Genomic DNA, 25913 nt, shown 5'->3' with positions numbered 1-25913 from the left:
CGGCTTACAGCGGGCCCGCCTCTGCCAACAGCGCGCCGCTGTCGGGCTGCTGAGTTGTCGGATTCTCCGGTGTTCCCGGAAGCGGCACGATCGTCGGTGTGTGCTCGCCGTCCTCGTGACGACGGGCCCGGGACGGTAGCCCAGGACTCGCACTCGGTTGTCCGGTGGACCCCTCGTCGGGTTTGTGTGCGGGAGGCTCGGACTTGTCTTCGCTCCGGGGCTCCTGCTTCTTGCCTTCTTCCGCGTCGGCCTCCTTCACCCCGTTCGTATCGTCGTCCTTCGCCGATTCGTCGGAAATGATCGTCGGGTCGCCGTTCTCGTCCAATGTCACGCTGTACTCGCGGGATGTGCCATCGGCATCGGTCTCGACCAACTTCGGCCGGCCGTCCGCGCCGACCTCCAGGGTGAAATGCCTTCCGGCAAGATCGAACTCGCCGACTTCGGCATCCTTCTTCCCGTCTGTGTCGCCGTCTTCCGATTCGGAATCGTCGGGGTCCTCGGCCTTCCGACCTTCGATGACCTCCTGATCTTCGATCGCCGCTTCTGCCTTCGTCAGCGCATCGTCGATGCCCTCGGTGATCAGTTCGCCGAGGGAGGTCAACCCGGGCTCGAGCCCGTCAGCGAGTGCGCTTGCCGCCGATGCGAGCGTCTGACCGAGCGACTCGAATCCGCTCAGCGATGTGTTCTTGTCGCTGTCCTCGGAGGTGTTCTTATTGTCGCAATCGTTCGACGTGTTTTCACTTCCGTCATCCGATGCGTTCTTGCTACCGCCGTTGTTCACAGTGTTCTTGCCGCTGCCATTATTCGAGGTGTTCGTATTACTACTACCGCCGGGTATGCACCGACTACTATCCTCCGAGTTGTTCATTCTCGGGTCGCCACCATTTACCGTCGACATTTCTGCCGGCACCGGATACGGGGCTGTATCAATTCCGTTCAGAGCAATGATCAGATCATCGTAGAGCTGCCGCACCGCAGCCTCGGCACTCGAACACACCTGCTCGAAACTGGCCACCGTCGCTTCGACATGAGCGGCGAAGGTCTCCCGCAACCACCGCTCGGCCTCCCTCCCCTCCTCCGATTCGCGGTCATTCCGGGCGGTGTCGAAGAATTTGTCGATCTCCTCACGGCTTCGCCCGTTCCGATCGGGGATATCGGGCAGGGTCGGGTGCCAATAGCTCTCGACGATTCGCGCCTTTACTTCGATGATCTCGCGTAGTCCGGCAGCCGCCTTCGTCAACACCGAGGACAGGGCCGAGACTTCGGCGTGGTCTACTTCCGCCCTCTTCGCCTGGGAGTCGAGCATCAGCCATGCGGCATCGCCGGCTTGCCCCTGCCAGACGGATGGCAATGCCGCCCGCTGTGCGGTCTGACTGTCCAGTTCCACCTTCGTGGCGGTAACAAGCCGTCCCATCGTCACGGCCATCCGCTCCAACGCCGCGATATCCATTCCACGCTCGACGTCGTACCTGGTATACAGCGAATTCATCTGCAAGAGAGCGATTTCCCCGCAGCCGATGCCGAGCGACGCGAAGCATTTATTGTAGCGCGGAAGATATTCTTCGAAATACAACAGCCCGGAAGCGCCGTTGTTCAGCAATATGTCGGCAGTAGCGTCGGCGGCCGACGACAATGGGATCGTGCGATACTCGACCATTCAGCTCATCCCCCCGATAGGCGGCACTCGATGTGCCTTCGGCTAGAAATACGCGAAACTCATCCGAGATCGACGGTCGCTGTCGCGATCCGTTTCACGTTGCTGTCGTCGATCGACGTATGACTACTCGCGCTCGCACTCATCTGCGCGCCGGTTCTGTCGACCGCTGTCTGCCAGTTCTTCAACCACGTCGCGACGCGGTCGATACCCGCGGCGATCCCGGCGCCTTCGGTGGCATACCCCCGACCCGCCTGTGCCGGTCCGAATTCCGATCCATCGACATCGGCGACCTTGCCCCCGACGATCGCGGCCGAGGTCCGGAGATTGCCACCGATTCTGCCGAGTGTGCTGGGATCAACGATTACCTGTCCACCGGTCGACACCAGAATCCTCCATCCATCGCACAGGTCGTCAGATATCAGACAGATCCGACGGCCAGGAGCCGTCGGCACAGTTGAACGCGCGAGATCGGTTCGGTTCCATCGAATCCCGGACGGAAAGTCATGCGGCGCCACCGATTTCGATGGCGGCCCGCATGGCCTACCGCGACCTGCTACTTCCCGATCTCACCCTGGTCCGTGCGGACCCACCCCGATGTTCCGTCGGGGTGGTGGTGGAATTCCCAGGCGGCGTAGTCGCCGTCCTTCTCGACGATGGTGACGTGGTCGGCGATACCGTCGTGGTCGTAATCGCTCCACACGTGCATGGCGTCGTCACCGGTGGTCGTCTCGGTGTCGAGGATGCCGTCGCCGTTGATGTCCTGGGTGGGGTGGTTCAACTCGACGGGGCCGAGTCCCTCCAGTGACGACGAGGTATCGATGTCGGGTAGATCCAGACCGGGGAATTCGCCCGAAGTGATCATGACTCCTCCTCGACAGACTCGGATGACAGTTCTGCGGGCTTCCCCTGCCGACGACTTCCCCCGAACATGGGCCTCCCCCTATGCGATGGAACCACACCATCCTGTCATCCACGACTCCCGGGCGCAGCCCCTTACCTGTCCGGTGGGGTCACTTCTTCGGAATGATCAGCCACAGCACCAGGTAGAGAATGAACTGCGGGCCGGGGAGCAGGCAGGACAGGACGAACAGCAGACGCACGACATTGGCGTTCCAGCCGAAGTATTCGGCCAGGCCACCGCAGACCCCTGCGATCCAGTTGTCGCCGGTGGAACGGGTGAGGCGGCGGACGGGTGCGGTCATCGGATTTCCCTCTCGAAGTCGGTCGGTACGACCTCAACTCTGCGCCGAGCGACCGTGCCGGGGCATCGGGCCACCGACCGATCTCGACCCTGATTTCCACGGCATCCGTCTCAGGGAGAAACCCCGAACGCGGGGGTGCGCGCAGTCCGGTGGCGACCGGGTGCGAATGCCCGCGACGGAGCACGGCAGACTTCTCGAGGTGAGCACCACTCTGCATGCGCGCGGATTGTCCGCGGGACACGGCGAACGCACCCTGTTCGACGATCTCGACATGACCCTCGCGCCCGGTGACGTGATCGGCCTGGTGGGGGTGAACGGGGCGGGGAAATCGACGCTGATGCGGATGCTCGCCGACCGTGACGCTCCCGCGGGCACCATCGCGTTGAGCCCGCCCGACGCCACGGTGGGTTACCTGGCGCAGGAGCCGGAGCGTGTCGCCGGGGAAACGGTGCTCGAATTCCTCGGTCGACGTACCGGAGTGACCGAGGCACAGCACGCCATGGACACGGCCGCGCTGCGATTGGCCGAGGGCGGCGACGACGATTACACCCCCGCCCTGGAGCGTTGGCTGGCACTCGGCGGCGCCGACCTGGAGCAGCGGGCGGAGGAGGTCGCGGCGGATCTCGGGCTCACCGAATCGCTCATCGGTGGCCTCGACACCCCGATGACCGGCCTGTCCGGTGGACAGGCCGCGCGCGCGGGACTGGCGTCGGTCCTGCTGTCGCGCTTCGACATCCTGCTGTTGGACGAGCCGACCAACGATCTGGACCTGGACGGCCTGGCGAAACTCGAGCAGTTCGTCACGGCCGTGCGGGTGCCGCTGATGGTTATCAGTCACGACCGGGAATTCCTGGCACGCACGGTGAACGGGATCGTCGAACTCGATCTGGCGCAGCAGCAGGTCGGCCTCTACGACGGCAGTTACGACTCGTACCTGGCCGAACGCGCGATCGCTCGGCAGCATGCCCGCGAAGCGTACGACGATTACTCCGACACCAGATCCGGCCTCGAGGCGCGCGCCCAGATGCAGCGCAACTGGCTCGAGCACGGCGTGCGCAACGCCCGTCGCAAAGGTAAGACCGACTCGGACAAAGCCGGTCGCAAGATGCGTGCCGAATCCACCGAGAAACAGGCCGCCAAGGCCCGCCAGACCCAGCGCAGGATCGAACGGCTCGACGTCGTCGAGGAACCGCGCAAGGAGTGGGAACTGCGCATGTCGATCGCCGCGGCCCCGCGCAGCGGTTCGGTCGTCGCCACCTTGACCGATGCCACGGTCACGCGCGGAGATTTCACATTGGGGCCGGTCACCACCCAGGTCGACTGGGCCGACAGAATCGTTCTGACCGGCGCGAACGGATCCGGCAAGTCCACCCTGCTCGCGATGCTGCTCGGCAAGCTGAAACCCGACACCGGGACGAGTTCGCTCGGCTCGGGTGTCGAAATCGGCGAGGTCGATCAGGCGCGCGAACTGTTCCGCGGCGATATCCCCCTGGCCGAGACCTTCGGCACCGAGATGCCCGACTGGCCCGATGCCGAGGTCAGGACGCTGCTCGCGAAATTCGGGTTGCGCGGCCAGCACGTCGGACGCTCCTGCGAAACACTGTCCCCCGGCGAGCGCACCCGTGCCGCGCTCGCACTGTTGCAGGCGCGGGGAGTGAATCTGCTGGTGTTGGACGAGCCGACGAACCATCTCGACCTGGCCGCCATCGAGCAGTTGGAACAGGCCGTCGAATCCTTCACCGGCACCATGCTGCTCGTCACCCACGATCGCCGCATGCTCGACGCGGTCACCTCCACCCGCCGGTGGCGTATGGCGGACGGGCGACTCGTCGAAGAGGGATAGGGGCGCGGAGTCGGTTCGCCCGCCGGGTGAACCGACTTTCTCCCGACTCGGTGCGGTGGGCGAACCGACCTTCCTCCGACTCGATACCGCGACCACCATGGCCAGTTCACCGGTTGCCACGGTCACCGCCGATCCGCGAAACCGCTGGCGGCGTAGCACAGCACACAAGTTGCGGAACCACGCGAGCCTCGTCACAGAACAGCCGCGCGGCCGGGATCGGTTCCGCAGATCGCGGATCGAGGTCGGTTGTCGGACTTGCACCCGACTTCGCATGCCCCCTCTCGGTGGCCGGGAGTTCGCCGTGGCATGCCACTACCGGTCCGGCATCGAGCCGTCCGATCAATTCCACGGCTTGCCGATATCCACGCCGACCACGGTGCCGCGACACCTCACGCACCAACCTGACCGGCGAAATACCCTGTTCGACAACCACTTCCAGTGTCGCTGCGGCAACATCCCGGCTCGCCGTCCTGGCGACATCGACCGCGGTACGTGCCGCGGTGGTGGTCAGCGTTCCCCTGATCAGTTCGAGTTCGGCGGCTTCGGCGTGATCACGGTGCACGAACAACTGCGCCGACCGGGCCGGGCGGGCGCCGAGCACATGGGTCGTTCGGGTATCGGCGACCGCGAATCCGTGTAGTTGCGCGGCGGTGTCGTAGGCGGCGATGACGGAGGTGAGGCCGGTGGTGAGCCGCGCGGCCTCTACCCGTAATTCCGGGACCGGCGGTGTATCCGCCTCGCGGTAGACGCCACGGAAGACCCGCACCCACTCCCCGCGGTCCACCAGGACGCGCATCTCACCCCTGGTGTATTCACAGAGCACCTGCCACACGGCGAATGCACCGAATTGCTTGTCTCGTGCCTGTTCCAGTCCTGGTCGCATGGACCGAGTCTCGTCCACGACCGCGCCACCGAACTTCGACCGACCTGGGAAAACAACAGGCCTGTGGATAACTCTCGGCCTGTGGATTTCACGAAACCCCGCCCCGGGTCCACAGCCGCGCTACATACCGACGAAGTCGATCATCGGCCCGGGATAGCCTGCGACACCGCCGTTCTCGCGCCACGGGCGATGCGCCGCCGCACCCGCCAACTCGGCGACCTCCGGCACCCACCGTCGCACGTACACGCCGTCCGGATCGAAGCGTTCGGCTTGCCGCAGCGGATTCAGCACCCGGTTCGGCCTGGTGTCGGTCCCGGTTCCGGCGACCCACTGCCAATTGAGCTGATTGTTCGCCAGATCCGCGTCGACCAGCCATCGCAGGAAATGGTCGGCGCCGATCCGCCAGTCCACGCGCAGGGATTTCGTCAGGAAGCTGGCCGCGATCAGTCGCGCGCGACCGGGCATCCAGCCCTCGGCCCGCAATTGGCGCATTCCGGCATCGACGATCGGATATCCGGTACGCCCTTCCGACCACGCTTCCACGGCCCGCGGATCCTCTCGCCATTGGATCGACCGGTCGTGATAGTCCTTCCACGCGACGGCGGGACGGGCGGCGAGCAATTGGTGGTGGAAGTCCCGCCACGCCAACTGGCGGGCGAAGGCCGATCCGCCTTCGCCGGTGACATCGGTCCGGTGCAGCACTTCCGACGCCGAGAGACAGCCGAAATGCAGATACGGCGAGAGCCTGGAGGTGGCATCCGCCACGAGGTCGTCGCTGCGTGCCGCGTAATCCTCGACGGGGCCGGCCAGCCACTCGGTCAGCAGTTTTCGGCCGGTCGTCTCGCCCCCGACGGCCAGTTCGGGCGACGTCTCTCCCCGACAGATCGAATCGACGGTGGGCAGATCGCCCGCCGCGATTCTCGGCAGGGTCATCGCGTGCGGGCGCGGGAGCGGTGCTCGCCGATGGACGTCCATCCACTTGCGGAAATACGGCGTGAACACCGCGAAATGATCGCGGCCGGTCGAAGGAACGACGGCTTCGGGCGCCACCGTCGTGACGGAGGCCTCGTGCACCCGCAATTCACATCCGCGCCGCCCCAGCCGTTCGCGCAGCGCGTTCTCCCTGCGTCTGCTGTAGCCGCTGACATCGGCCGCGATATGCACGACATCGGCGCCTACCTGGTCGACGATCGTGTCGACCTCGTCGACCACCGTGCCGCGCCGGACGACCAGCCGACCACCCATCCCCTTCAGTTCACCGTCGAGTTCGGCGAGGGCGGCGGCCAGGAACGCGGCGCGATTGGGGGTCGATGCGCGGCCCGCCAGAATCGTGTCGTCGAGGACGAACAGCGGCACCACCTTCTCGGCGCGACATCCCGCCGCCAAGGCCGGATTATCTCGCACCCGCAGATCCCGGGTGAACAGCACAATTCCGACACCGACCACGCTGTCGCACCTCTTTCGCTGGAAAGTGTTACCACAGAACGTCTTCCGCGCGACAACCACGAGGGTCGCGCCGCGACGGCAGTGGGCGGCTCAGCCCCTACCGGCGCGGCGCGCCCTCGCGGACGTCGCGTAGCCGATCCCGCCAACTCTTCGGCGTAACCCATGGTAGCCGATAAACGATGCGATTTCGATGCATTCTTCGGAAACTGACAGATAGCGGACATCGATGCCGTCATCGAAACACAGTCCGGGTACAGGATTCCCGACGATTCACCATCTCGAACCGTAATTATACGAGGCGTAAACGATGCATTCAGAGGTTGAGGGCGCGGCTGCCACATGCACACCCGCCGACCTCGTGCTACCTCGAGTTCGGTCGCAGCCCGGCGAGCGGCGCATCGTCACACTGCTTGACGGGCACGCCGTGCCGACGTAGGGACGTCGCACCCACACCGGCGAACCCGATCCGCAGGCGCGCTCATCCCGCAACAAACCCGGTCGGCCGTAGCCGACGATCCGGCTTTCGGTTTACACCGAGGCGACACGCTTGGCGAGATCATCGGCCAACTGCCGCGCCTGCACCGGATCGGTCGCCTCGACCATGACCCGAACCAACTGCTCGGTACCACTGGGCCGCAACAGGACTCGGCCGGAATCACCGAGAATCCGCTCGGCTTCGCGTACCGCGTCCAGCACCTCGGGCGCGCGAGCCACCAGCGACTTGTCGGTGACGGGCACATTCACCAGCACCTGCGGCACCGTCGTCAGCACCGCTGCCAGGTCGGACAGCTCGCGCCTCGTCTGGGCCATGCGCGCCATCAGTTTGAGACCGGTGAGAATGCCGTCGCCGGTAGTGCCGAAACGCGGCAGGACGGTGTGACCGGACTGTTCACCACCGAGGGTGTACTTGCCGCGGCGCAGTTCTTCCAGCACGTAGCGATCGCCGACCGCGGTGGTGCGCAACGTGATTCCAGCCTCTCGCATAGCGATATGCAGGCCGAGATTACTCATGACGGTGGCGACCAGGGTGTCTTCGAGCAGTTCGCCCGCTTCCCGCATGGCGATGGCGATGATCGCCATGATGGCGTCACCGTCGACGATCGTTCCTCGCGCGTCGACCGCGAGACAGCGGTCGGCGTCACCGTCGAGGGCCAGGCCCAGGTCGGCGCCGTGTTCGACCACGGCGGCCTGCACCTGCTCGAGGTGCGTGGAACCGCAGCCGTCGTTGATGTTGAGGCCGTCGGGTTCGGCGTTGATGGCGATCACGGTCGCGCCCGCCTCGCGGAAGGCGGCGGGGCCGACCTCCGAGGCCGCGCCGTGCGCGCAGTCCAGGACCACGGTCAGACCGGTCAGATCCTGCCCGGTCGCCTCGACCAGATGCTCCACATACCGTTCGTGCGTGCCCTCGAGGCTGTACCGATCGGGGATGTTCGCGCCGTGGTCGCGCGCGCCCGCGGCGTTGAGCACGCGTCCGATCCCCGCGCCGGTGGGGCGGTGCGGCGTGCGCTCGTCGATCAGCGCTTCGATCCTGTCCTCGACGGCATCGTCGAGTTTGTGCCCGCCCGCGGCGAAGATCTTGATGCCGTTGTCCGGCATGGGATTGTGCGAGGCGGAGATCATCACGCCGAGGCACGCGTCGTAGAGCCCGGTGAGATAGGCGACAGCCGGTGTCGGCAGCACACCCACCGAGAGCACGTTCACCCCGGCGGCCGTGAGCCCGGCGGTGACCGCCGCTTCGAGCATCTCGCCCGAGGCGCGCGGATCGCGGCCGACGACGGCCAGCGCCCGCTTCTTGCCCCTGCTCAGGATTTGTGCCGCCGCTCCCGAAACCGCGAGCGCCAGTTCCGGACTCAGCGAATCGTTGGCCAGTCCACGGACTCCGTCGGTGCCGAACAAACGTCCCATAGTCGTCCCTCGTTGCCCTTCACGAGAAATACAGCAATACAGCACGAGAGCAGGCAACCAGCGGTTGCTGGAAACCTGCTCTCATACAGCTGCCGCGCCGACCATACCGCTCCCGGCACCGCGTGGGTGCCGGAAAGCGGGGGCCGACGATGCCAAAATCAGCGCTTCGAGTACTGGGGCGCCTTACGCGCCTTCTTCAGACCGTACTTCTTACGCTCGGTGGCACGCGGGTCACGTGTCAGGAAGCCTGCCCGCTTGAGGGCGGGACGATCGTCCGGGGTGACCTCGATCAGCGCGCGGGCGATGGCCAGACGCAGGGCGCCCGCCTGTCCCGACGGGCCGCCACCGTGCAGGCGAGCGTGGATGTCGAAGGACTCGACGCGCTCGACGGTGACCAGCGGGGACTTGACCAGCTGCTGGTGCACCTTGTTCGGGAAGTAGTCCTCGATGGTGCGACCGTTGAGCACGAAGTTGCCCGAGCCCGGGGTCAGCCGCACGCGAACGACGGCTTCCTTACGACGGCCGACGGTCTGCACCGGGCGATCGATCAGGACCGGGGCGTAGGTGGCGGGTTCGGCCTCGTAGCCGTACTCCTCCTCGACGACCTCGACGGTGCCGTCGGCGTCGAAGGTCTCCTCGACGGCCTCTTCGGTGTATTCCTCGGGCGCGGTCACTGGGCCACCTGCTTGATCTCGAACGGAATGGGCTGCTGAGCGGTGTGCGGATGCGTCGGGCCCGCGTAGACCTTCAGCTTGCCCGCGATCGCGTTGCCGAGCTTGTTCTTCGGGATCATGCCCTTGACGGCCTTCTCCACCAGCCGGTCGGGGCGGCTCTCCAACACCTGACCGACAGTGCGCGACTTGAGGCCGCCCGGGTGGCCGGAGTGGTGGTGGATCAGCTTGTCCGCCTTCTTGTTGCCGGAGATGGCAACCTTGTCGGCGTTGATGATGATGACGAAATCGCCACCGTCGAAGTTCGGGGCGTAGGTCGGCTTCGTCTTGCCACGCAGCAGATTCGCTGCCTGGACGGCGAGACGGCCGAGCACTACGTCAGTGGCGTCGATGACGTACCACTTGCGGGTCACGTCACCCGCCTTGGGGCTGTACGTAGGCACAGTGCTTCCCTGTCTGTAGTCGGTGTTGCCGGCCAAGCGTGCGATCGAGGCTGTTCCCGGCGGCCGGTGGAGACCCGGGCCTCGAAGATGCCGCACGCCGACGAGCCACGATACCAGGAGGGTATGGCTCGGGAAGAATCGCCTCAGATCACGACCGGCGGACCCGGATCGCCCACACCGGGCGCCCCGGGAACCACGAACCGCAGGTTGTCGGTGTTCGGCTCGGCGCATCCGGGGTCCTCGCCGCGCGCGTGCGCGATTCCGGGGCCGCGTTCGACACCCACACGCGGGGTGAACGCGCATGCCGCCGGGTCGAGCGAACCCGCCAGTTCGACGCGGTCCGAGTCGGGCGAGAAGGCCACCGCCAGCAGCGCGACCACGCCGACCACGGCGTGCGCGCCGAAGAAGTTGTCCTTGATCTTGTTCCAGCGGGTGCCCTTGCGGGAACCGGACTCGTCGTCCTCTTCCTCGCCGGGCGGGTTCTGCCACCGGTCCGGGCGTGCCTGATCCTGCGGCGGATAGGGCGAGCCGGGTGCGGACGCCTGCTGTCCCGGCGCCGGGAACTCTTCCCTCGTCTCCGGCGGTCGGGTGAATCGGCTGCCGAATTCGGCCAGATGCGGCGGCAGTCCGCGTGACATCTCCTCGCGGGTGACCCGCGTCGTGGGTTCCTCACTCGGCGCGGGCTCGGGCGGCGACGTCGGATATCCCGGACCATAGGTGACGGCGGGCGGCGTGCGCGGTTCGACCGGCGGCGGAGGTGCGGCCGACGGCGGCACCGGGTCGGCCGGGCGACGGACCATCTCGGGAGGCGGCGAGTCGTGGCGCGGGGCGGCGGGTTCCGGTTCCGCCGATTCGCTGTCGGTCACCAGCAGATGGGTGGCGCCCAACACGAGGGCGTGCATGGGATGGTCGGCAACCCGCAGCCGGTGGCCGAGGTGATTCTGGAACGCGTACCGCAGCGCCTCGTTGAAGCAGACATTGCCGCAGAGCAGCACGGTCGAGGTGTCGGCGCCGATCGCGCGGGCGGCCGCCATCACCTCGATCACCACGTTGTCCGCCGAACGGGCGTCGCGCATGGCTTCCGCGGTGACCGCGACGTCCACCGATTCGGTCGGCTGGTCGTCGTCCCCGTGCACCGCGACCACCAGCATGGTCCGGCCGTCGGAGTACACACCCGTCGCGCCGTTACCCCTCGGGGCACGCTCGTCGGGCGCGCGGACCAGCCCCAGCGCCCGCACGTAACCGGACAGCGCCACGCTTTCCGGCAGCGGCTCGACGACGACATCGAGCTGTTCGACCATCTCCACGTAGATGTCGATCTTCTCGTCGGGCCAGCCGTCCGGATACGGCAGCGCCACCACATCGGGCCTGCCTCGCAGGTACTCGCCGACAGCGGCCAACGGGTTGTACATCCTGGCCCGGAACACGAGTTCCGCGGGCCACGTCGCCCCCGCGATCACGATCTGCGGATGCCCGAGAATGTCGCGCACATCGGCGATTGCCATGCCCAGATCCGGCCGTTGCCGCTCGACCCCCGCGGTATGCAATCGGCCCGACGAATCGGCCAGAAGATAGGCGGGCGGTGTATACGTCCCCTCCACCTGAACCGGGCGGATCGGTGTGTCCACACCGCCCGCAGCCACCGACACCACATCCCATCCGAGATGCACTGCCCCTACTCGCACCGTCACAGGCATAAGTGTGCCTGGTACGTGGACGTCGTGCTCGCGATCCCCGTCATCGAGACGGCGCCGAACGGATCGGTGCCACTCACGCGGCGGACTTCTTCAGCCGCAGCCTGCTCCAGGTGAAAACGGCCAGGATCGCGGTAATCACCAGCAACAGCACGATATCGAGAATCCAGGTGCCGGATGTGTGATCCCACAGTCCGTCTGGTTGGGAGTTGAGGAAGATTTCCCTGATGTTCACCGTCGATGCACCCGCCGCGTAACCCCATCGGGAGGGGAACAGCCACGACACCTGTTCCAGGCCCGGCCTGCCGGTCACCGGGATCAGGCCGCCCGCCATGACCAACTGGACCATGATCATCACCACGAGCATCGGCATGACCTGCTCGTTCGATTTCGCCAGACTCGACAGCAACAGACCGAACACCACGCAGCAGACCGCGGTCAGCGCGATATCGACGTACAACTCGACACTGCCCGAGGGGATCAGTGAGCCCGCGCCCGGCGGCTTCTTGCCGATGAAGGTGATCACGATGAGCACCGCCGCCTGGAGGAATGCCGTGATGCTGAAGACGGCGATCTTGGCAAGCAGATACGCCGACGGCAACAGTCCGACCGCACGCTCACGGTAGAAGATCGTCCGCTCGCCGACCAGGTCGCGCACCGTGAGGGTGGCTCCCATGAAACAGGCGCCCAGAATCAGCACGACGAGCAACTGCTGGGCTTCCGCGCCGCCGGACGGGGTGATGGCGCCCGACACCGGGTCCTGGACGAGTCCGCCCGCGGTGAAACCGTTCTTACCCGGCACCACCAGCGACAACGCGCCGAGAATGAAGGGCAGCACGAGCAGGAAGGCCAGATATCCACGGTCGGCGAATATCAGGCGGATCTGTCTGCGCATCAGTGTGGAGAACTGTTTGATGCCACTGGCGCGTGGTGGGCGGCCCGCCGATCCCGGTTTGACGGGCGCGGGAGCGGGAGCCGGGGGGATGAAGGCCTGACGGGACCGGTAGGCGGCGAAGGCCTGGTCCGGGTTGGACGCCACATTCGCGAAGATCTCGGCCCAGTCGCTGGTGCCCATCGCGCCGCCGACGCCCGCCGGATGTCCGCAGAACGCGGTCTTACCGCCCGGAGCGAGCAGCAGTACCTGATCGCACATATCGAGACAGGCGACCGAGTGGGTCACCACGATGACGACGCGGCCCGCGTCCGCCAGTTCGCGCAACATGACCATGACCTGGCGATCCAGCGCCGGATCGAGGCCCGAGGTCGGTTCGTCCAGGATCAGCAGCGAGGGGCCGGTGAGCAGTTCCAGCGCCACCGACGCGCGTTTGCGCTGACCGCCCGACAGCCGATCCACCCTGGTGTCGGCATGTTCGGTGAGCGAGAGTTCCTTCAGGACACCGTCGATCACCTTCTGACGATCCGCTTTGCTGTTGTCGGGCGGCAGCCGCAATTCCGCGGCGTAACCGAGCGCCTGGCGGACCGTGAGCTGGCGGTGCAGCACGTCGTCCTGCGGGACCATGCCGATCCTGGAGCGCAACGCCTCGTATTCGGCGTGCAGGTTGCGGCCCTCGAAGGCCACCACACCGCCCGAGGGCTGTGTACTGCCCGCGATGAGTTTGGACAGCGTCGACTTACCGGCGCCGGACGGCCCGATCAGCGCGGTCAGGGTGCCACGACCGGCCTGCATGTTGACGTCGACGAGCAGCTGTTTGTTGCCCTCGACGGTGAATCCGACGCCGTGCACGCTCAACCCCTGCTCGGCGACCGGCTTCTGCCGATGCACCAGCGTGCCCTGCTGGACGACGAAGTCGATATTGCCGATCGTGACGATGTCGCGTTCGCGCAGCACCGTGCGCTGCTGCCGGGTGCCGTTGACGAAAGTGCCGTTGGCGGATCCGAGATCCTCGATGGTCAGCCCCTCCGAGGCGGCGACCAGCCTGGCATGTTTGCGCGAGGCGAGCGGATCGTTGACGACGATCTGGTTGTCGGTGGTGCGGCCGATCGCCAGCCCGCCGGGCGGGAGACGATCGGCGCGGGCGATCGGCGAGGTCGACGGCCGCGCGCGCAACGGGGGCAGCGCCGAGGTGTCCGCCCTGGTCGTCATATTGAAATTCGGCTGCTGCGGTCCCGACTGCTGCGGCAGCGGAAGTTGCGGCGAGGACTGCGACGCCACCGGCTGCTGCGGTGTCGGCGGCTTCGGCAAAGCCTGCGACGACGACTGCGGCGGCGCGGGCGACTGCGCCATCGGCTGCGCCCCCGACTGTGACGGCACCGGCTGCTGCGGGCGTTGTTGCTGGCCGGGACCGGGACGATTCGGGTGCTGATAGCTCGGCCGCTGTCCCTGCTGCGGCTGTGCGACCGGAGGCGTCATCGGCCGCTGCTGACGCGGCTGCGGCGCGGACGGAAGCAGATGCAGCAGCGGCCCACTGATCGCGTCACCGAGACGGACCTGCGTCGGGCGATCGATCGCCACCGGCTGACTCAACCGTCTGGCGTCGACGAAAACACCGTTGGTACTGCCATTATCGGACAGAACCCAGCCGCTCCCCTGCCAGGCGAGTGTCGCGTGTACCCGTGAAACCAGCGGGCTGTCCACGAACAAGGTGACCTCTGGTGCGCGGCCCATGGTGATCTTCTGATTCGAATCGAAGACCCGATCGGTTCCATCATGGCGCACGGTGATGGTCTGCGCCCCCGGTGAAGACATGCAGCGGATACTATGCCATCACCCGGACATCGGCGGTGCCCCCGACGCGCCTTTTGTCCCGATCCGGTGCCCAACGCGAACATCATTCCGGCCGACTTAGGGGGAGCCTTGCCGAAACTCCGAGCGACAGCGGTCATATCGGCGCTGTTGTGCGCGGTAGTGCTGCTGGCGGGCTGCACACGTCTGGTGGACGGGCGCGCGGTCTCGGTATACGACGACCCCTTCAAGGTGGCGGGACTGCCGACGACCAGCGGCCCCAGCGGCCCGAAGGCGAACGTTCCCGACTCCGACCTCACCGCCGTCAACGGCGACGGAGGTGCCGCGGACACCCTGGCGCTCAACGCCGTCGACGATATCCAGGCCTACTGGCGGACCGAGTTCCCCAAGAACTTCGACGGCGAATTCGTCCCGGTGAACCGGCTGCTGTCCTGGAACGCGAAGGCGCCGCGCAACCAGGCGCTCGAATTCTGCAAGGAGACCACCTACCACCTGGTCAACGCCGCGTACTGCCGACTCGACAACTCCATCGGCTGGGACCGCGAAGTGCTGCTGCCGACCATGGAGGAAACCTTCGGCAAGATGGCCGTGGTCATGGTGCTCGCCCACGAATACGGTCACGCGATCCAGAACATGGCCAAGATCGTCGATTCCAAGGATCCGGTGATCGTCAAGGAGCAGCAGGCCGACTGCTTCGCGGGGGCGTTCATGCGTCACACCGCCGAGGGCAAGTCCAAGCATTTCACCATCAACACCTCCGACGGCCTGAACTCGGTACTCGCGGCGACCGTCGCCATTCGCGACTCCGACCCCGACGATCCCGAGAGCGTGCACGGTTCGGCCTTCGAACGCGTCACCGCGGTTCAGATCGGTTTCACCGACGGTCCCGAAGCCTGCAAAGGTATCGACATCGACGAGATCAATTCGCGGCGCGGCAATCTCCCCCAGTCCTTCGACGGCGACGACAACCGCGGCGAGTATCCGATCGACAAGAGCACGCTGATCGAACTGAGCAAGGCGCTCGCCGCGATCCTGCCGGTCCAGAACGCCCCGACCTACGACTACAACGGCGCGAAGATCGACTGCCGCGACGGTGTCACCACCGAACCGGTGTCCTACTGCCCGACGAAGAACACCATCGCCACCGATGTTCCCGCCCTGGCCGAACGCGGGACCGCCGACAGCGAGGAAGCCGACAATCCGTTACCGCTGAAGGTGACCGGCGATTACAACGGCTACGTGGTGTTCATCGCGCGCTACACGCTGGCCGTACAACTCGGTCACGGCCAGCCGCTCATCGGCGCGAAAGCCGGACTGCGCGCCGCGTGCCTGGCCGGAGTCGTCACCGGCAAACTGGCCGACCCCGAGCGCACACGCAACGAGGGTGACATCACCCTGGCCGCAGGCGACCTCGACGAGGCGGTATCGGGCCTGCTCACCGATGGTCTCGCCGCCAGCGACATCCAGGGCAAGACCGTGCCGAGCGGATTCGCCCGGGTCGACGCGTTCCGTGCCGGCGTGCTCAACGGCGAGAACACCTGCATTTCCCGATACTCGTAACGCGCGTCAGCCGCCGAAGGGCGGCGGCGCCGCGGGCTCGTAGCGCAGCACGCGGTTGCCGATCATCACCTCGGTGCCCTGCACCAGGATCATCGGCTGGTTCGGGGTGAGCCGGACCCAGTCCCGGTAGCCGGGCAGGCGGGTGCGGGTGCCGTTGGTCGACCCCCGGTCCACCACGGTCACATCCCAATTCACGAGGTGGACCTCGGCGTGCGCACGCGACATCCCGCCCGACGAATCGTCCACCTTCAACGGGATCAGCCCACGTTGGACGGCATCGGAATTCTCCGGATCGCGTCCGATGACCGCGTCGGCGGCCAGCATGTAGGTCATGCCGTCGTCGAGGACGAGCATGCCGAGCGGCGGACGCACCACCTCGATCAACTGCTGCGTCTGATCGACCGGCATCCCGCACACCGTGCAGAACGCCGATCGTGGATCACTGGGATGGGCTCGCGCGCATTTGAATCCCAGCACCTTGACGGTGAGCGCGGTCGCCTTCGCCGTCGCCTCCAGCCTGCGCTGTAGATCCGGGTCGGGGCGGGGCGCCGGGTTGGTGCCGCCGAGCTGAGTCAGGGCGTGATGCGGATCGGGTTGTTCCGCCACCGAATCCAGCATCGAAGTCGCCGCCTGCGTGGCCGTGATGTGCGGTGCGGGCTCGGACGGTTCCCGGCGCTGCTGCGCACGAGGCTCGGGATCGATACGCGCGGTGGGCAACGGCGCCTGTTCACGCGCCACCGACGCCCCCGCTCGACCGGGATCGCTCGACCGCGCGCCATCCGACCACACGATCGCGCCCGCCGCCTGCGCGATGCCCTCGACCAGCCAGCCGATCCCCCTGCCCGCGGGCAACTCCGGGATACGGCCGTCGCCGCTGTCGATGAACAGCGCGACAGCGCGGGACGGAATCGACGCGACCCGGTCCACCGTGAACGCCGCGTCACCGCCTCGGAAGAACTCGGTCCGACCGGCGTCCTCCAGCACCACCGTCACCGCGCCGTGCAGGAAGATCGCCATCCCCCCGTGTTCGGCCGAGGACATAATGCCGAAATCGATCGGCACCCCCGGACTGATCTGCTCCGCGTGCTTCATCAACCAGCGCGTCGCCTGGCGCGCGATGAACGCACCGGGACCTTCGGGTTGCCGCTCGACGGCGTCACGCACCAGTTCGGCCAGCGACTCCACGGCGACGGCCGAGGGCGAATCCGGGGTCGGCTCCCCGCCGCCCCGATGCGCGACCAGCACCACCGCGCCCGCGACCCTGGCGACAACGTGGTTTCCCGCGACGACTTCGACCTGCCGCTCCTTCAACGGAATCCGCCTACTACGCGGGCCGGGATCGTCGCCATACCCACCAGGGTAGTGCGCGGCCGCTCACGAAGTACGGGTTGGTCACGATCGGCCGCCACATGCCCGGGGGCAGCGCGATCCCGAAATCAGCGGTCGCTCTGTCCCCACTCCATCCGGTAACTTCGGAGGGCACATTCGGGAGGAACGAGGGGCCTGTCATGGTTCGGACTTCGCGCGTCGCATCGGTTGCGGCATGCGTACTGTTGGCGGGGTTGCTGAGCGCCTGCGGCGGGGTATCGGGAACGGCCGTTCCCGGGGAGATCGACGTACGGAAGCTGGAGGTCGGCACCTATCCCGTCGACGCCCATGAATACGATCAGAACTCCTCCGGAAAAGGCTCGCTGCTGGAAGGTATGCGCATGGCCGACGCGGTCGTGCCCAGCGTGCAGATCGACTCGTCGCTGAAATACGGTCGCGGCAGCACCGTACTCACCGACGCCACCGAAGCACTCGACTTCCTCGCCAAGACCTCGAAACCGGTACTCGACAACCGCAAGTACATCACCGGCTTCGCCGCGAGCGGCGCGGACAAACCCGACCCCGCGGGCCAGACCCACCCACCGACGGACGCCACCGCCGTCACCAACGTCGTGCTGCGCTTCCCCGACGAGGCCTCGGCCAAACTCGCCGCGCGCGAACTCGAGGACGCCGACCTGAGCGTCTCCCCCGACAACCGCAAGATCCCCTCGACCAAATACCCCGACGCGTACGTGCATTGGCGACCCGGCGTACCGAACGTCGGCGCGTTCCACGCGCACAAAGAGTTCGTGATCTCGCTGTTCATCCAACGTCCCCGCGCCGACAGCACCGACCTGCTGAACTGGGTCGACCGCACCCTCGCCGCGCAGGTCCCCGCCATCGACAACTTCCGCGCGACCCCCGTCAACCAATTCGACTCACTGAAGATCGATCCCGACGGCCTCCTCGCCCGCGTCGCCGTCGCCGACCGCAAGGGCCACACCCCCGACGACGACTCCTTCGCCATCTACGGCCCCAACCACGGCATCCACTCCGCGGACGACGAATCGGTCACCCAGAAACTCCTCCAGGACACCGGCGCCGACAAAGTCGCGATCGTCGACGCGAGTTCGGTCACCCGGGTCCGCGATTTCGACGCGGCCCGCAAACTCGTCGACGGCCTCATCGACACCGCGGGCGACAAGTTCGACCCCATCACCGCACCCACCGACGTCCCCGGTGCCAAATGCCTGCAACTCAACAGCCAGGGCGACCTGGAAAAGGATTACAAATACCGCTGCTACGTCCCGTACAAACGCTATGTCGGCGTGGTCACCAGTGACAAGGAACCCGATGTGCGGCAGAAGGTCGCGGCGCAGTACGCCCTGCTGGCCAATAGTTTGTGAGGGCGGGAAGCACCGTCGTGTGTTCCCGGCTCCGAACACTCAGCAGCGTCACCGGGGTTCTGATCGGCCTCGGCACAGCCGAGTCCTGATATCGCGTTGACGTAGGATCTGCCGGTAAGCACAGATAGCGGGGGAGGGTGAAGTTTGCTATGCGATGAACCGGGTGACAACGCCCGGCTCCGACGCTGGCGCGCGGGTGAGTCGGCAATGGGGGAACCGATGAGATTTCGACGCGGACTGGTCACGCTGCTCGCCATGGTGACCGTCGCCGGGGTCGGCTGTTCGGCATCGACCATCACCGGGGAGCCCCGCCCCGGTATGGCCTCGGTCGACGTGGCTTCGCTGAAGACCGGCGCTTACAAGCCCGAACCCAGCGCATACGACCCCATGATCGACACTCCGGGCGAGCTTCGGGCGGTCGAGGCCCGACGCATGCTCAATTACCTCGTTGTCCCCTCCGACATCGACAGCGATATCACCGAACTCAGTGGCACCGAACTGTTCACCACCCCCGAAATGCCATTCATCTTGGAGACTCTTCCGGAGAAATATCGGCCCGTCACCGTGGACAACAACCTGCTGATAGGTGTGTACGTCGTTCGGATCAACAAAGATCTGCGAAGCCGCAAGAAACTGATCATCTCGGTGCTGCGCTTCCCGACCGAGGCTGCCAGCAGAAAGGCCGTCGAACAGTTCGACCAGATCACCAATGCCGACCCCGGACGCCACACGATTCTCGTCGACGGTCATGCGGATGCCAGAACATCCTCGGCAGACGACATCACAGCCGTCTCGTTCATGCCCCATGGTTCATTCGTCATCCTGGTGAATGCCGGTGTCCCCCAGCCGAACCAGACCGCCCTGGCCGGCGTCATCGGAACGACCATCGATCAGCAGGTCGCCCGGTTGGCGCAGTTCCAGCCCACACCACTCGATGACATCCTCGATCTACCGATGGATCAGGACGGCATCATGCGACGCGCGCTTCCCAAAGCTCCCGGTGGTGGCGATCCGTTCTACAACGACGATGACTTCGGCCCTGTGCAGCCGGCAGGCCAACTGCACTTCGAGCGAAATCCCGTCGAGATGAAGCGAGCACTCGAGGAAAGCGGCGTCGATCTCATCGGACGCCGCGGCGGCATCGTCTATCGCACACGCGATCTGTCCGCCGCATTTCATCTGCAATCCGTTCTCGTCAAAGCTGGGAGGAACGACGAGGAACTGGAGCCGCCGCCGGGGCTCCCGGATGCCCGCTGTGTACGAATCGAATTCGTAGACCAGGTGAGACATTTCGATGAACTGTGCGCGGTGGTACGCGGAAGATACGTGGGCGTGGTCGTGGCGAAATCGAGATTCAATGGACGCTCCGACCCTGCGCTGTACAACCGAGCAGCAGCTCAATATGCGATTCTGGCCAGGAGCGAGTAGGCCGTGGTGCGATTCCGAAACGCCCTCACCGTCATCGCGGTTGCCGTGACTCTTGCGACGGGATGCGGCACCGATCCCGCTCCCGAAACCACCCTGAATGTCGCCGAACTCGATTCCGGAAATTATCCATCCGTCCCGCGAGACCTCGCGGAGTTGCGCGCATCGCAGTACGGGCCGCTCCGAGAAGCCGCTCGGATCGGTGCCGTCACATCGCTCATCATCGAATCGGACGACCGGTTTCCCTTCCAGCGACTGAGCAACCCCGAGCGCAGGTCCGTCCCGGGTGGAGACGCGATACGCGGCCAATACTCGTTGAGCGACGAGGAATTCGCCGAGTTGGCGCAGGGGTTTTCCACCGGTTGGCAGACCAGTGCCGAGCGTCGCAGCCCTGTGTGGCTCGGACGCCAGGTAAGTCTGCAGATCCTTCGATACTCGGATGCTTCCGCAGCCTCTGCCGCTGGGGACAGACTCGCCGAGCGTCAAGCCCGGAATCTGCCCGGTGAATCCCTTCGACTCGCCGACTTCGCACAGGCTCACGTCAAATGGTCACCTAGTCAGAAATATCTCGACGTGTGGTTGGCGCACGATTCTCTGCTGCTGGCTCTACATATCGATGATCCGGTGAGCGAGCCCGCCGAAGCGGCACCACTGCTGGAAATTTCCCACAGAATTCTCGTCGACGAGATCGAAGCACTGAAGTCGTACGCACCGACTCCGATCGCTGAATTCGACTCGATCCCTGTCGACGTCGATGGCCTGCTCAGCCGCACGCTTCCGTTGGAAGACTCCCAGAAACGCATGACGTACGACCAATCGGTGTTGTTGTCGGCCCGAGCAGCGCTGCACTACGAAATCCATCCGGCGTCATCGAAGGCCGCGTTCGAGAACTCCGGTGTCGACCTCGTCTCGTTCTCGGGGGGTCGAGTCTATCGAGCGCGAGATGCCGCAGGTGCCGCACGCTTGATGGCGGCGCTCATCGCTCAGAATTCGGTCGGATGGAAACCGATGGACCGCCCGCCGAACATGCCCATGGTCGAATGCTTCGGGACCGAGGACAAGACGATGAATGTCAGCTGGTATCCGCCGGTGTGCTTCGTCCCGATCGGCAGATTCGTTGCCAGAGTGACCGGAAAGAATCCCCAGGAGCTGTATCAGAAAGCGGCGGCACAGTACAAACTTCTGGTCTCGGAGTGATGTGGCGGACTGTATGAAACCCTTTCCAGCACGAACGCTGTGGGTCCTGCTCACCTCCGCCGCACTGGCGCTCGGCACTGCGGCTTGCGGTACCGAGATACCCGGCCACGCGGTTCGAGTCCAGCCCGACACCTCCGGTCTCGACGTCGGCAACTACGAGGTGAAGCCCCGCACGGTCGGCAATGCCAAGAACCAGCGGCAGGCCAGAGCGCGTGAAGCGCAAAGACTGGCCGACTTCGTAGCACTCCCCTACGAGGCCGATCCCGCGTATGTGGAGGACGCGTGGTTCGTCCGCACTCACATCGTCCTGAACCGAAAGACGTTGGGCAATCTGGTCATCAACGATACTTTCGATGATGTCGCGAAAGACCTGGTAGCCGGATGGGTCAATGCGTGGTCGACAGGTGGTGCGGAGGACGCCCCACGGCGCACGATGAATATCGCCGTCCTGATGTTCCCGGATGCGAATACCGCGAATTCCGTCAGCCCGATGCTGGAGAACGACGACTTCACCTACAACCGGGACAACGAACCTGTCTCGATCACCAAGCATCCGAACACGAAGGCACACTGGCGGCCCGGAGTGTCGTCCATCGGCTCATGGACCGTCGTCGACAGGTACGTCATCTTCATCAAGGTCGTCGACGACACCTCCGCACCCGATCTACCCGCGCTGATCACACACGTCGAGCGGATGCTCGACGTCCAGATTCCACTGCTCGGCGAATTCCGGCCCACTCCCGGCGCTGACCTCGCCCGGATTCCGCTCGACCCACCGGGCATGGTGGGACGCACCCTTCCCAGCAGCCTGGAATCACCCGTTCGTCCGGAGCCCGACGGCTACTACACCGGCCGCGGCGCCGTCTCGCTGTTCTTGACCGGTGGCGCGGATACATTGTCTTTGCTGAAGAAGAACGAGGTCGATCTCGTCTCGTTCGGCGACGCGGTCGTGTTCCGAAGCAGGACCGTGCGGGGAGCCGAAGCTCTCTGGCAGGAGTGGCGGTCATCGACGAGACGGGAACCGGATCAGACGATCGTCGCATCGCCCGCCGGACTCACGGACCGAGTGGACTGCTTTGCCCAACACACGGGCTCCGATCCCAACAAGTACCTCATCGACAATCTGTGCATGATGCATATCGACCGCTACGTCGTCCAAGCCCGTGGGAAGCAACTACCCGACCTGCATCAGAAGATCTCTGCCCAGTACACACTCTTGACCAGCAGGTGAGATCGCATCGGGCGGCGGTTCCATCCAAGCGACCGAGACATCGATTGCGGCAGCATCCGACGGAGGAACCTCGCGGTCTGCCGAATTCGCGCCGCCGCGAAGTCGAAGACCGAATGATCGCTTGCTAGATTGCACCCGAAGGCCCGCTCGCCGGGCATTCGACATCGTTGAGGAGGTCCCGAATGGCGTTGCGACCCGGCGCAATCGTAGGCGGCTACCGGGTGCTCCACGTACTGGGCAGCGGCGGTATGGGAACCGTCTACTTGGCGCAGAATCCCATCCTTCCCCGCCGTGACGCGCTGAAGGTCCTCAGCGCGGACCTGTCCACCGATCACGAATTCCGCGCGCGATTCGAACGCGAAGCCAACCTTGCGGCCGGTCTGGATCATCCGAATATCGTCGCGGTCTACAACCGCGGCGAAGAGGAGGGCCAACTGTGGATCGCCATGCAATACGTCGACGGGACCGACGCGGCCGAAGAGGCCAAGGCGAGACCGTCGACGATGACACCACAGCGCGCATTGCGGATCATTTCCGAAGTCGGCAAGGGGCTCGACTACGCACACAGGCGCGGGTTGCTGCACCGCGATGTCAAACCCGCCAATTTTCTGTTGTCCGCACCCGAACACGGGGACGACGAGCGTGTACTCCTCACCGACTTCGGCGTCGCGAAATCCTCGGAGGACGGCCAAGACCTCACCGCGACCGGTAATTTCATGGCGACGGTCGCCTACGCGCCGCCGGAGCAACTGATCGGAACGAGCCTCGATCCGCGTGCGGACATATACAGCCTCGGATGTTCGTTCTTCAGGCTGCTGACAGGCCAGAACCCCTATCCTTCGACCCTGCCCGCCGTCGTCATGATGGGCCATATCCACGAGCCGCCGCCGAAACTCAGCGCGGTGCGCCCCGGCCTACCCGCGGCTCTCGATGATGTGATCGCCAAGGTGCTGGCCAAGGATCCCGCACAGCGGTACGCGACGTGCCGCGAGTTCGTCGCGGCAGCCGAGGCCGCGATGCACGGGCCACAGCATTTTCGGGCGCCCGACGGGGGTAGCACCACAGATCCGCGCGCGACATACCGGCCGTACCCCACCCAGCCGCAAAGCGAGAGGGACGCGTCGTACGTGGCTTCGGGAAGCGTCGCCTCCGCTACCACCGATCAGCAGCTGGTGACGACGCTGAGGTCGGCCTCCAGCGCGCGGGCTCGGGCCCGTCGATGGCTCGTCGCCGCCGTCGTGGCAATCGTTGCCGCGGCCGCTGTCACGACTGGCGCACTACTTCTCACCAATGGGGATTCATCGTCGAACACCGGCGGTGGCGCCGATTTGGCGCAGGTCCGTAAGTCACACCCGGAATTCGACGGGAAGACGGTGACGGCAATGAATTTCGGAACCGCGACTCTGTCCGTCGCGCTGAATCCAAGTCCACAGGCAAAATTCTTGCAGGACCTCGGGTTTCGATACAGCACCAAGTACAAAGCGGTAGGTGATGAGAACTCACCACGGCAACTGCCGATCGGAACGTCTTCCTCCGAAATCGACTCCGAAGTACTCATCGTGTTTCGTACCGATAAAGAAGCAGGCAATGGCGGGTTCCGCGGATTGCCCACCGGAATATCGTACAGCTCAGCGAAGATCGTGATCATCGACGATCTCGCGACCGTACAGGCATTCCAGGTGTGGACTGATCAATCCGCCGGAACATTGATCGACAGTTTGGTTTCCGCGATCGCGAAGGTTGTCGCGAAGTAGCGGACTTCGCTCGGCACCTTGACAACTCGTGGCGCACAGTGAATTGCACACGAAACGCAGGTAGCGCTGCCACACACCGTTCGGTAGTGTGATGTCCAGCCAGCCCACTCGCCGTTCAGGTGGAGCAAGCAGGGGGAAGGAGGGGAGCGATCGCGCTGGCGGCGACCGACGCGATGACACCGCGGTCGAGATATTCGGGGGAAGTCAGCTAGACCCTCCACCTCGGTGCAGTCCGGTCGACCATGCGCAAGCTTCGGGCCACGACGGAATCCAGAAGATTTCCACGAAATGGATGGAACCGATCGGGCGAGGGGTGCGTCCAACCATATGAACAGTGTCAGCTCAGATTTCGGGCGACGACCACGAGCAGCAGGAGGAAGCCAGCATGGCGGAACAGTTGAAGGCAGACAGTACGGTCATCGCGCAGAAGGCCAAGGAGTTCCAGGCCCAGCACGATAGCTTGATGATCGCCATCAGGACCCTGAAGGCCGACGAGGACAACGTCACGAACGGCGCAAACTGGCAGGGTCAAGCCCGCGACGCGTTCAACTCGTTCATGGAGCGCTACTACTACCAGGCCGACAAGATGAACGACAAGCTCATGGAGACCTCCGAGAAGCTGGTCAAGATGAGCGGCAACTTCCAGGATCAAGACGACACGTTCTCGTCGAAGGTCCAGGCTCAGATCTCCAGCCTCGATCTTCCTCCGGTCTAATTCCTCTCTCTCGAACGATTCGTAAGGAGTCTGAACTATGAGCAAGCCGATCTCAGCCAACTTCTCGGGTGTCGAATCGGGTGCGCAGCAGATCATCAAGCGCGCCGAAGGCATCAGCCAGGATCTCGAAGCCTTCCACAAGAAGGTCGAAGAGTACGTCGCCGTGTACGGCGCCGGTGCCGCCAACGATGCGTTCAGCGAAATGCAGCGGAACTGGGCCAAGCAGGCCGAATCGCTGCAGACGACGCTGAACGGCGCCGCCCAGCTGGTCAGCACCGGCAACTCGGAGCTGCAGAGCACCGACTCCGCTCTGGCCAACCTGTTCTGACGGCTGTCTGTCCTGCGGTATGTGCCCCCGGCGTTATGCCGGGGGCACACGGCTTTTCATGAACGTTTCACCGGTGCGCTGGGTAGCCGTCGGCGAACCGACGAGCTGCGCGTCTACGGCATCACATCGACCGAGGCCGCGAACTTGTCGCAGGTCGTAACCAGCGCGTCCCACCCGTTCCCGGCGTACTGGCAACCGATGCTCACCTGGATGCCGTGTTCCACCAGTATGTGCCAGCGCACGGTCGAACCACCCTCCGGCCGTTCGGTATAGGCCAGCATCGAACGGCCGCCGAAGACGACGTCGCGGCGCAGGTCGCTGATCGTCGGCTTCTGTTTCATCTGGTCCGCTAGATCGGCGGCGATCTGTTCGTATCCGGCGTTCGGGGCGACGGAGCCCTGGATGACGGTGATTCGCAGTTTGGTGCCGTCGATCGGTGCGAGATCGACGCGGGAACCGCCCGTGGCCGGGGTCGCCTTCCAGCCGTCGGGGGTCTGGAAACGGATGCGGCCGAACACTTCCGGTGCGGGGCCGGGTGGGG

22 protein-coding genes are annotated in these 25913 nt (G+C 65.2%); 9 read left to right on the top strand and 13 right to left on the bottom strand.

The features are described 5' to 3' along the window. Positions 1-4: 4 nt before the first annotated feature. The 4 genes from JZ792_RS26620 to JZ792_RS26605 all read right to left on the bottom strand — a co-directional run bounded on the left by JZ792_RS26620 (position 5) and on the right by JZ792_RS26605 (position 2859). Positions 5-1657, bottom strand: a complete 1653-nt coding sequence (locus JZ792_RS26620; RefSeq protein ID WP_216914554.1) for a hypothetical protein — start codon at positions 1655-1657, stop codon at positions 5-7. Between the two features lie 59 nt (positions 1658-1716). Next, the gene (locus JZ792_RS26615) at positions 1717-2040 is read right to left on the bottom strand and encodes a hypothetical protein (protein WP_216914552.1); all 324 of its coding nucleotides are present in this window, start codon (positions 2038-2040) and stop codon (positions 1717-1719) included. A 170-nt stretch (positions 2041-2210) separates the two neighbouring features. Further along, on the bottom strand, positions 2211-2519 hold the full coding sequence (locus tag JZ792_RS26610; protein WP_109525484.1) for a DUF6802 family protein: 309 nt from the start codon (positions 2517-2519) through the stop codon (positions 2211-2213). A gap of 148 nt (positions 2520-2667) precedes the next feature. Further along, positions 2668-2859, bottom strand: a complete 192-nt coding sequence (locus JZ792_RS26605) for a PspC domain-containing protein (protein ID WP_216914550.1) — start codon at positions 2857-2859, stop codon at positions 2668-2670. A 166-nt stretch (positions 2860-3025) separates the two neighbouring features. Here JZ792_RS26605 and JZ792_RS26600 point away from each other — a divergent pair, with 166 nt between their 5' ends. Continuing rightward, positions 3026-4702: an ABC-F family ATP-binding cassette domain-containing protein gene (locus JZ792_RS26600; protein WP_254190393.1), complete on the top strand. Its 1677-nt coding sequence runs from the start codon at positions 3026-3028 to the stop codon at positions 4700-4702. Between the two features lie 106 nt (positions 4703-4808). Here the strand turns inward: JZ792_RS26600 and JZ792_RS26595 are convergent, their stop codons facing one another. The 7 genes from JZ792_RS26595 to JZ792_RS26565 form a co-directional block, all read right to left on the bottom strand. After that, complete coding sequence (locus JZ792_RS26595; protein ID WP_216914546.1) at positions 4809-5585, bottom strand: type IV toxin-antitoxin system AbiEi family antitoxin; 777 nt, start codon at positions 5583-5585, stop codon at positions 4809-4811. Between the two features lie 120 nt (positions 5586-5705). Further along, on the bottom strand, positions 5706-7031 hold the full coding sequence (locus JZ792_RS26590; RefSeq protein ID WP_216914544.1) for a cryptochrome/photolyase family protein: 1326 nt from the start codon (positions 7029-7031) through the stop codon (positions 5706-5708). Positions 7032-7559: 528 nt separating this feature from the next. Then, positions 7560-8936, bottom strand: a complete 1377-nt coding sequence (glmM, locus tag JZ792_RS26585; protein WP_216914542.1) for a phosphoglucosamine mutase — start codon at positions 8934-8936, stop codon at positions 7560-7562. 158 nt (positions 8937-9094) lie between these two features. Beyond that, entirely contained in the window at positions 9095-9610 is a 516-nt protein-coding gene (rpsI, locus tag JZ792_RS26580; RefSeq protein WP_109525479.1) for a 30S ribosomal protein S9, read from the bottom strand. Further along, complete coding sequence (rplM, locus tag JZ792_RS26575; protein WP_109525673.1) at positions 9607-10050, bottom strand: 50S ribosomal protein L13; 444 nt, start codon at positions 10048-10050, stop codon at positions 9607-9609. Before rplM ends, rpsI begins: the two co-directional genes overlap by 4 nt. A 143-nt stretch (positions 10051-10193) precedes the next feature. Next, positions 10194-11747 carry a hypothetical protein gene (locus JZ792_RS26570; protein ID WP_254190391.1) on the bottom strand — a complete coding sequence of 518 codons (1554 nt, stop codon included), beginning with the start codon at positions 11745-11747 and terminating at the stop codon, positions 10194-10196. A 73-nt stretch (positions 11748-11820) separates the two neighbouring features. Next, a complete protein-coding gene (locus tag JZ792_RS26565; RefSeq protein WP_216914540.1) occupies positions 11821-14451 on the bottom strand; it encodes an FHA domain-containing protein in 2631 nt (876 codons plus the stop codon). Positions 14452-14559: 108 nt separating this feature from the next. Between JZ792_RS26565 and JZ792_RS26560 the strand changes: the two genes are divergently transcribed. Next, a complete protein-coding gene (locus tag JZ792_RS26560) occupies positions 14560-16008 on the top strand; it encodes a neutral zinc metallopeptidase (RefSeq protein ID WP_216914538.1) in 1449 nt (482 codons plus the stop codon). Between the two features lie 6 nt (positions 16009-16014). Here the strand turns inward: JZ792_RS26560 and JZ792_RS26555 are convergent, their stop codons facing one another. Next, on the bottom strand, positions 16015-17319 hold the full coding sequence (locus tag JZ792_RS26555) for an FHA domain-containing protein (RefSeq protein ID WP_216914536.1): 1305 nt from the start codon (positions 17317-17319) through the stop codon (positions 16015-16017). Between the two features lie 197 nt (positions 17320-17516). Here JZ792_RS26555 and JZ792_RS26550 point away from each other — a divergent pair, with 197 nt between their 5' ends. The 7 genes from JZ792_RS26550 to JZ792_RS26520 all read left to right on the top strand — a co-directional run bounded on the left by JZ792_RS26550 (position 17517) and on the right by JZ792_RS26520 (position 25372). Next, positions 17517-18722 carry a DUF7373 family lipoprotein gene (locus JZ792_RS26550; RefSeq protein ID WP_216914534.1) on the top strand — a complete coding sequence of 402 codons (1206 nt, stop codon included), beginning with the start codon at positions 17517-17519 and terminating at the stop codon, positions 18720-18722. A gap of 255 nt (positions 18723-18977) precedes the next feature. Then, positions 18978-20150, top strand: coding sequence for a DUF7373 family lipoprotein (locus tag JZ792_RS26545; protein ID WP_254190390.1), 1173 nt, complete (start codon positions 18978-18980; stop codon positions 20148-20150). A gap of 3 nt (positions 20151-20153) precedes the next feature. After that, a complete protein-coding gene (locus tag JZ792_RS26540) occupies positions 20154-21344 on the top strand; it encodes a DUF7373 family lipoprotein (RefSeq protein WP_438804386.1) in 1191 nt (396 codons plus the stop codon). Between the two features lie 13 nt (positions 21345-21357). Continuing rightward, on the top strand, positions 21358-22575 hold the full coding sequence (locus tag JZ792_RS26535; protein WP_254190389.1) for a DUF7373 family lipoprotein: 1218 nt from the start codon (positions 21358-21360) through the stop codon (positions 22573-22575). Positions 22576-22757: 182 nt separating this feature from the next. After that, on the top strand, positions 22758-24329 hold the full coding sequence (locus JZ792_RS26530) for a serine/threonine-protein kinase (protein ID WP_216914528.1): 1572 nt from the start codon (positions 22758-22760) through the stop codon (positions 24327-24329). A gap of 334 nt (positions 24330-24663) precedes the next feature. Then, on the top strand, positions 24664-25044 hold the full coding sequence (locus tag JZ792_RS26525) for a WXG100 family type VII secretion target (RefSeq protein ID WP_216914526.1): 381 nt from the start codon (positions 24664-24666) through the stop codon (positions 25042-25044). Between the two features lie 37 nt (positions 25045-25081). After that, positions 25082-25372, top strand: a complete 291-nt coding sequence (locus JZ792_RS26520) for a WXG100 family type VII secretion target (protein ID WP_216914524.1) — start codon at positions 25082-25084, stop codon at positions 25370-25372. 113 nt (positions 25373-25485) lie between these two features. Here JZ792_RS26520 and JZ792_RS26515 read toward each other — a convergent pair. After that, positions 25486-25913 (bottom strand): type VII secretion-associated protein (locus JZ792_RS26515; protein WP_216914522.1); only part of this gene is annotated, 428 nt, incomplete at its 5' end.

It is taken from the genome of Nocardia noduli (genome assembly GCF_019038455.1).
Classification (GTDB): Bacteria; Actinomycetota; Actinomycetes; order Mycobacteriales; family Mycobacteriaceae; genus Nocardia; species Nocardia noduli.
The sequence above is the reverse complement of the archived record's forward strand: the minus strand, read 5'-3'. Positions and strand labels throughout refer to the sequence as shown.

What these genes read in the sequence shown, in the direction of transcription:
- JZ792_RS26620 (WP_216914554.1), bottom strand. Translation starts at nt 1,657, where the DNA reads ATGGTCGAGTATCGCACGATCCCATTGTCGTCGGCCGCCGACGCTACT.
- JZ792_RS26610 (WP_109525484.1), bottom strand. Translation starts at nt 2,519, where the DNA reads ATGATCACTTCGGGCGAATTCCCCGGTCTGGATCTACCCGACATCGAT.
- JZ792_RS26605 (WP_216914550.1), bottom strand. Translation starts at nt 2,859, where the DNA reads ATGACCGCACCCGTCCGCCGCCTCACCCGTTCCACCGGCGACAACTGG.
- JZ792_RS26600 (WP_254190393.1), top strand. Translation starts at nt 3,026, where the DNA reads ATGCCCGCGACGGAGCACGGCAGACTTCTCGAGGTGAGCACCACTCTG.
- JZ792_RS26595 (WP_216914546.1), bottom strand. Translation starts at nt 5,585, where the DNA reads ATGCGACCAGGACTGGAACAGGCACGAGACAAGCAATTCGGTGCATTC.
- glmM (WP_216914542.1), bottom strand. Translation starts at nt 8,936, where the DNA reads ATGGGACGTTTGTTCGGCACCGACGGAGTCCGTGGACTGGCCAACGAT.
- JZ792_RS26570 (WP_254190391.1), bottom strand. Translation starts at nt 11,747, where the DNA reads ATGCCTGTGACGGTGCGAGTAGGGGCAGTGCATCTCGGATGGGATGTG.
- JZ792_RS26565 (WP_216914540.1), bottom strand. Translation starts at nt 14,451, where the DNA reads ATGTCTTCACCGGGGGCGCAGACCATCACCGTGCGCCATGATGGAACC.
- JZ792_RS26550 (WP_216914534.1), top strand. Translation starts at nt 17,517, where the DNA reads ATGGTTCGGACTTCGCGCGTCGCATCGGTTGCGGCATGCGTACTGTTG.
- JZ792_RS26545 (WP_254190390.1), top strand. Translation starts at nt 18,978, where the DNA reads ATGGTGACCGTCGCCGGGGTCGGCTGTTCGGCATCGACCATCACCGGG.
- JZ792_RS26535 (WP_254190389.1), top strand. Translation starts at nt 21,358, where the DNA reads ATGAAACCCTTTCCAGCACGAACGCTGTGGGTCCTGCTCACCTCCGCC.
- JZ792_RS26530 (WP_216914528.1), top strand. Translation starts at nt 22,758, where the DNA reads ATGGCGTTGCGACCCGGCGCAATCGTAGGCGGCTACCGGGTGCTCCAC.
- JZ792_RS26520 (WP_216914524.1), top strand. Translation starts at nt 25,082, where the DNA reads ATGAGCAAGCCGATCTCAGCCAACTTCTCGGGTGTCGAATCGGGTGCG.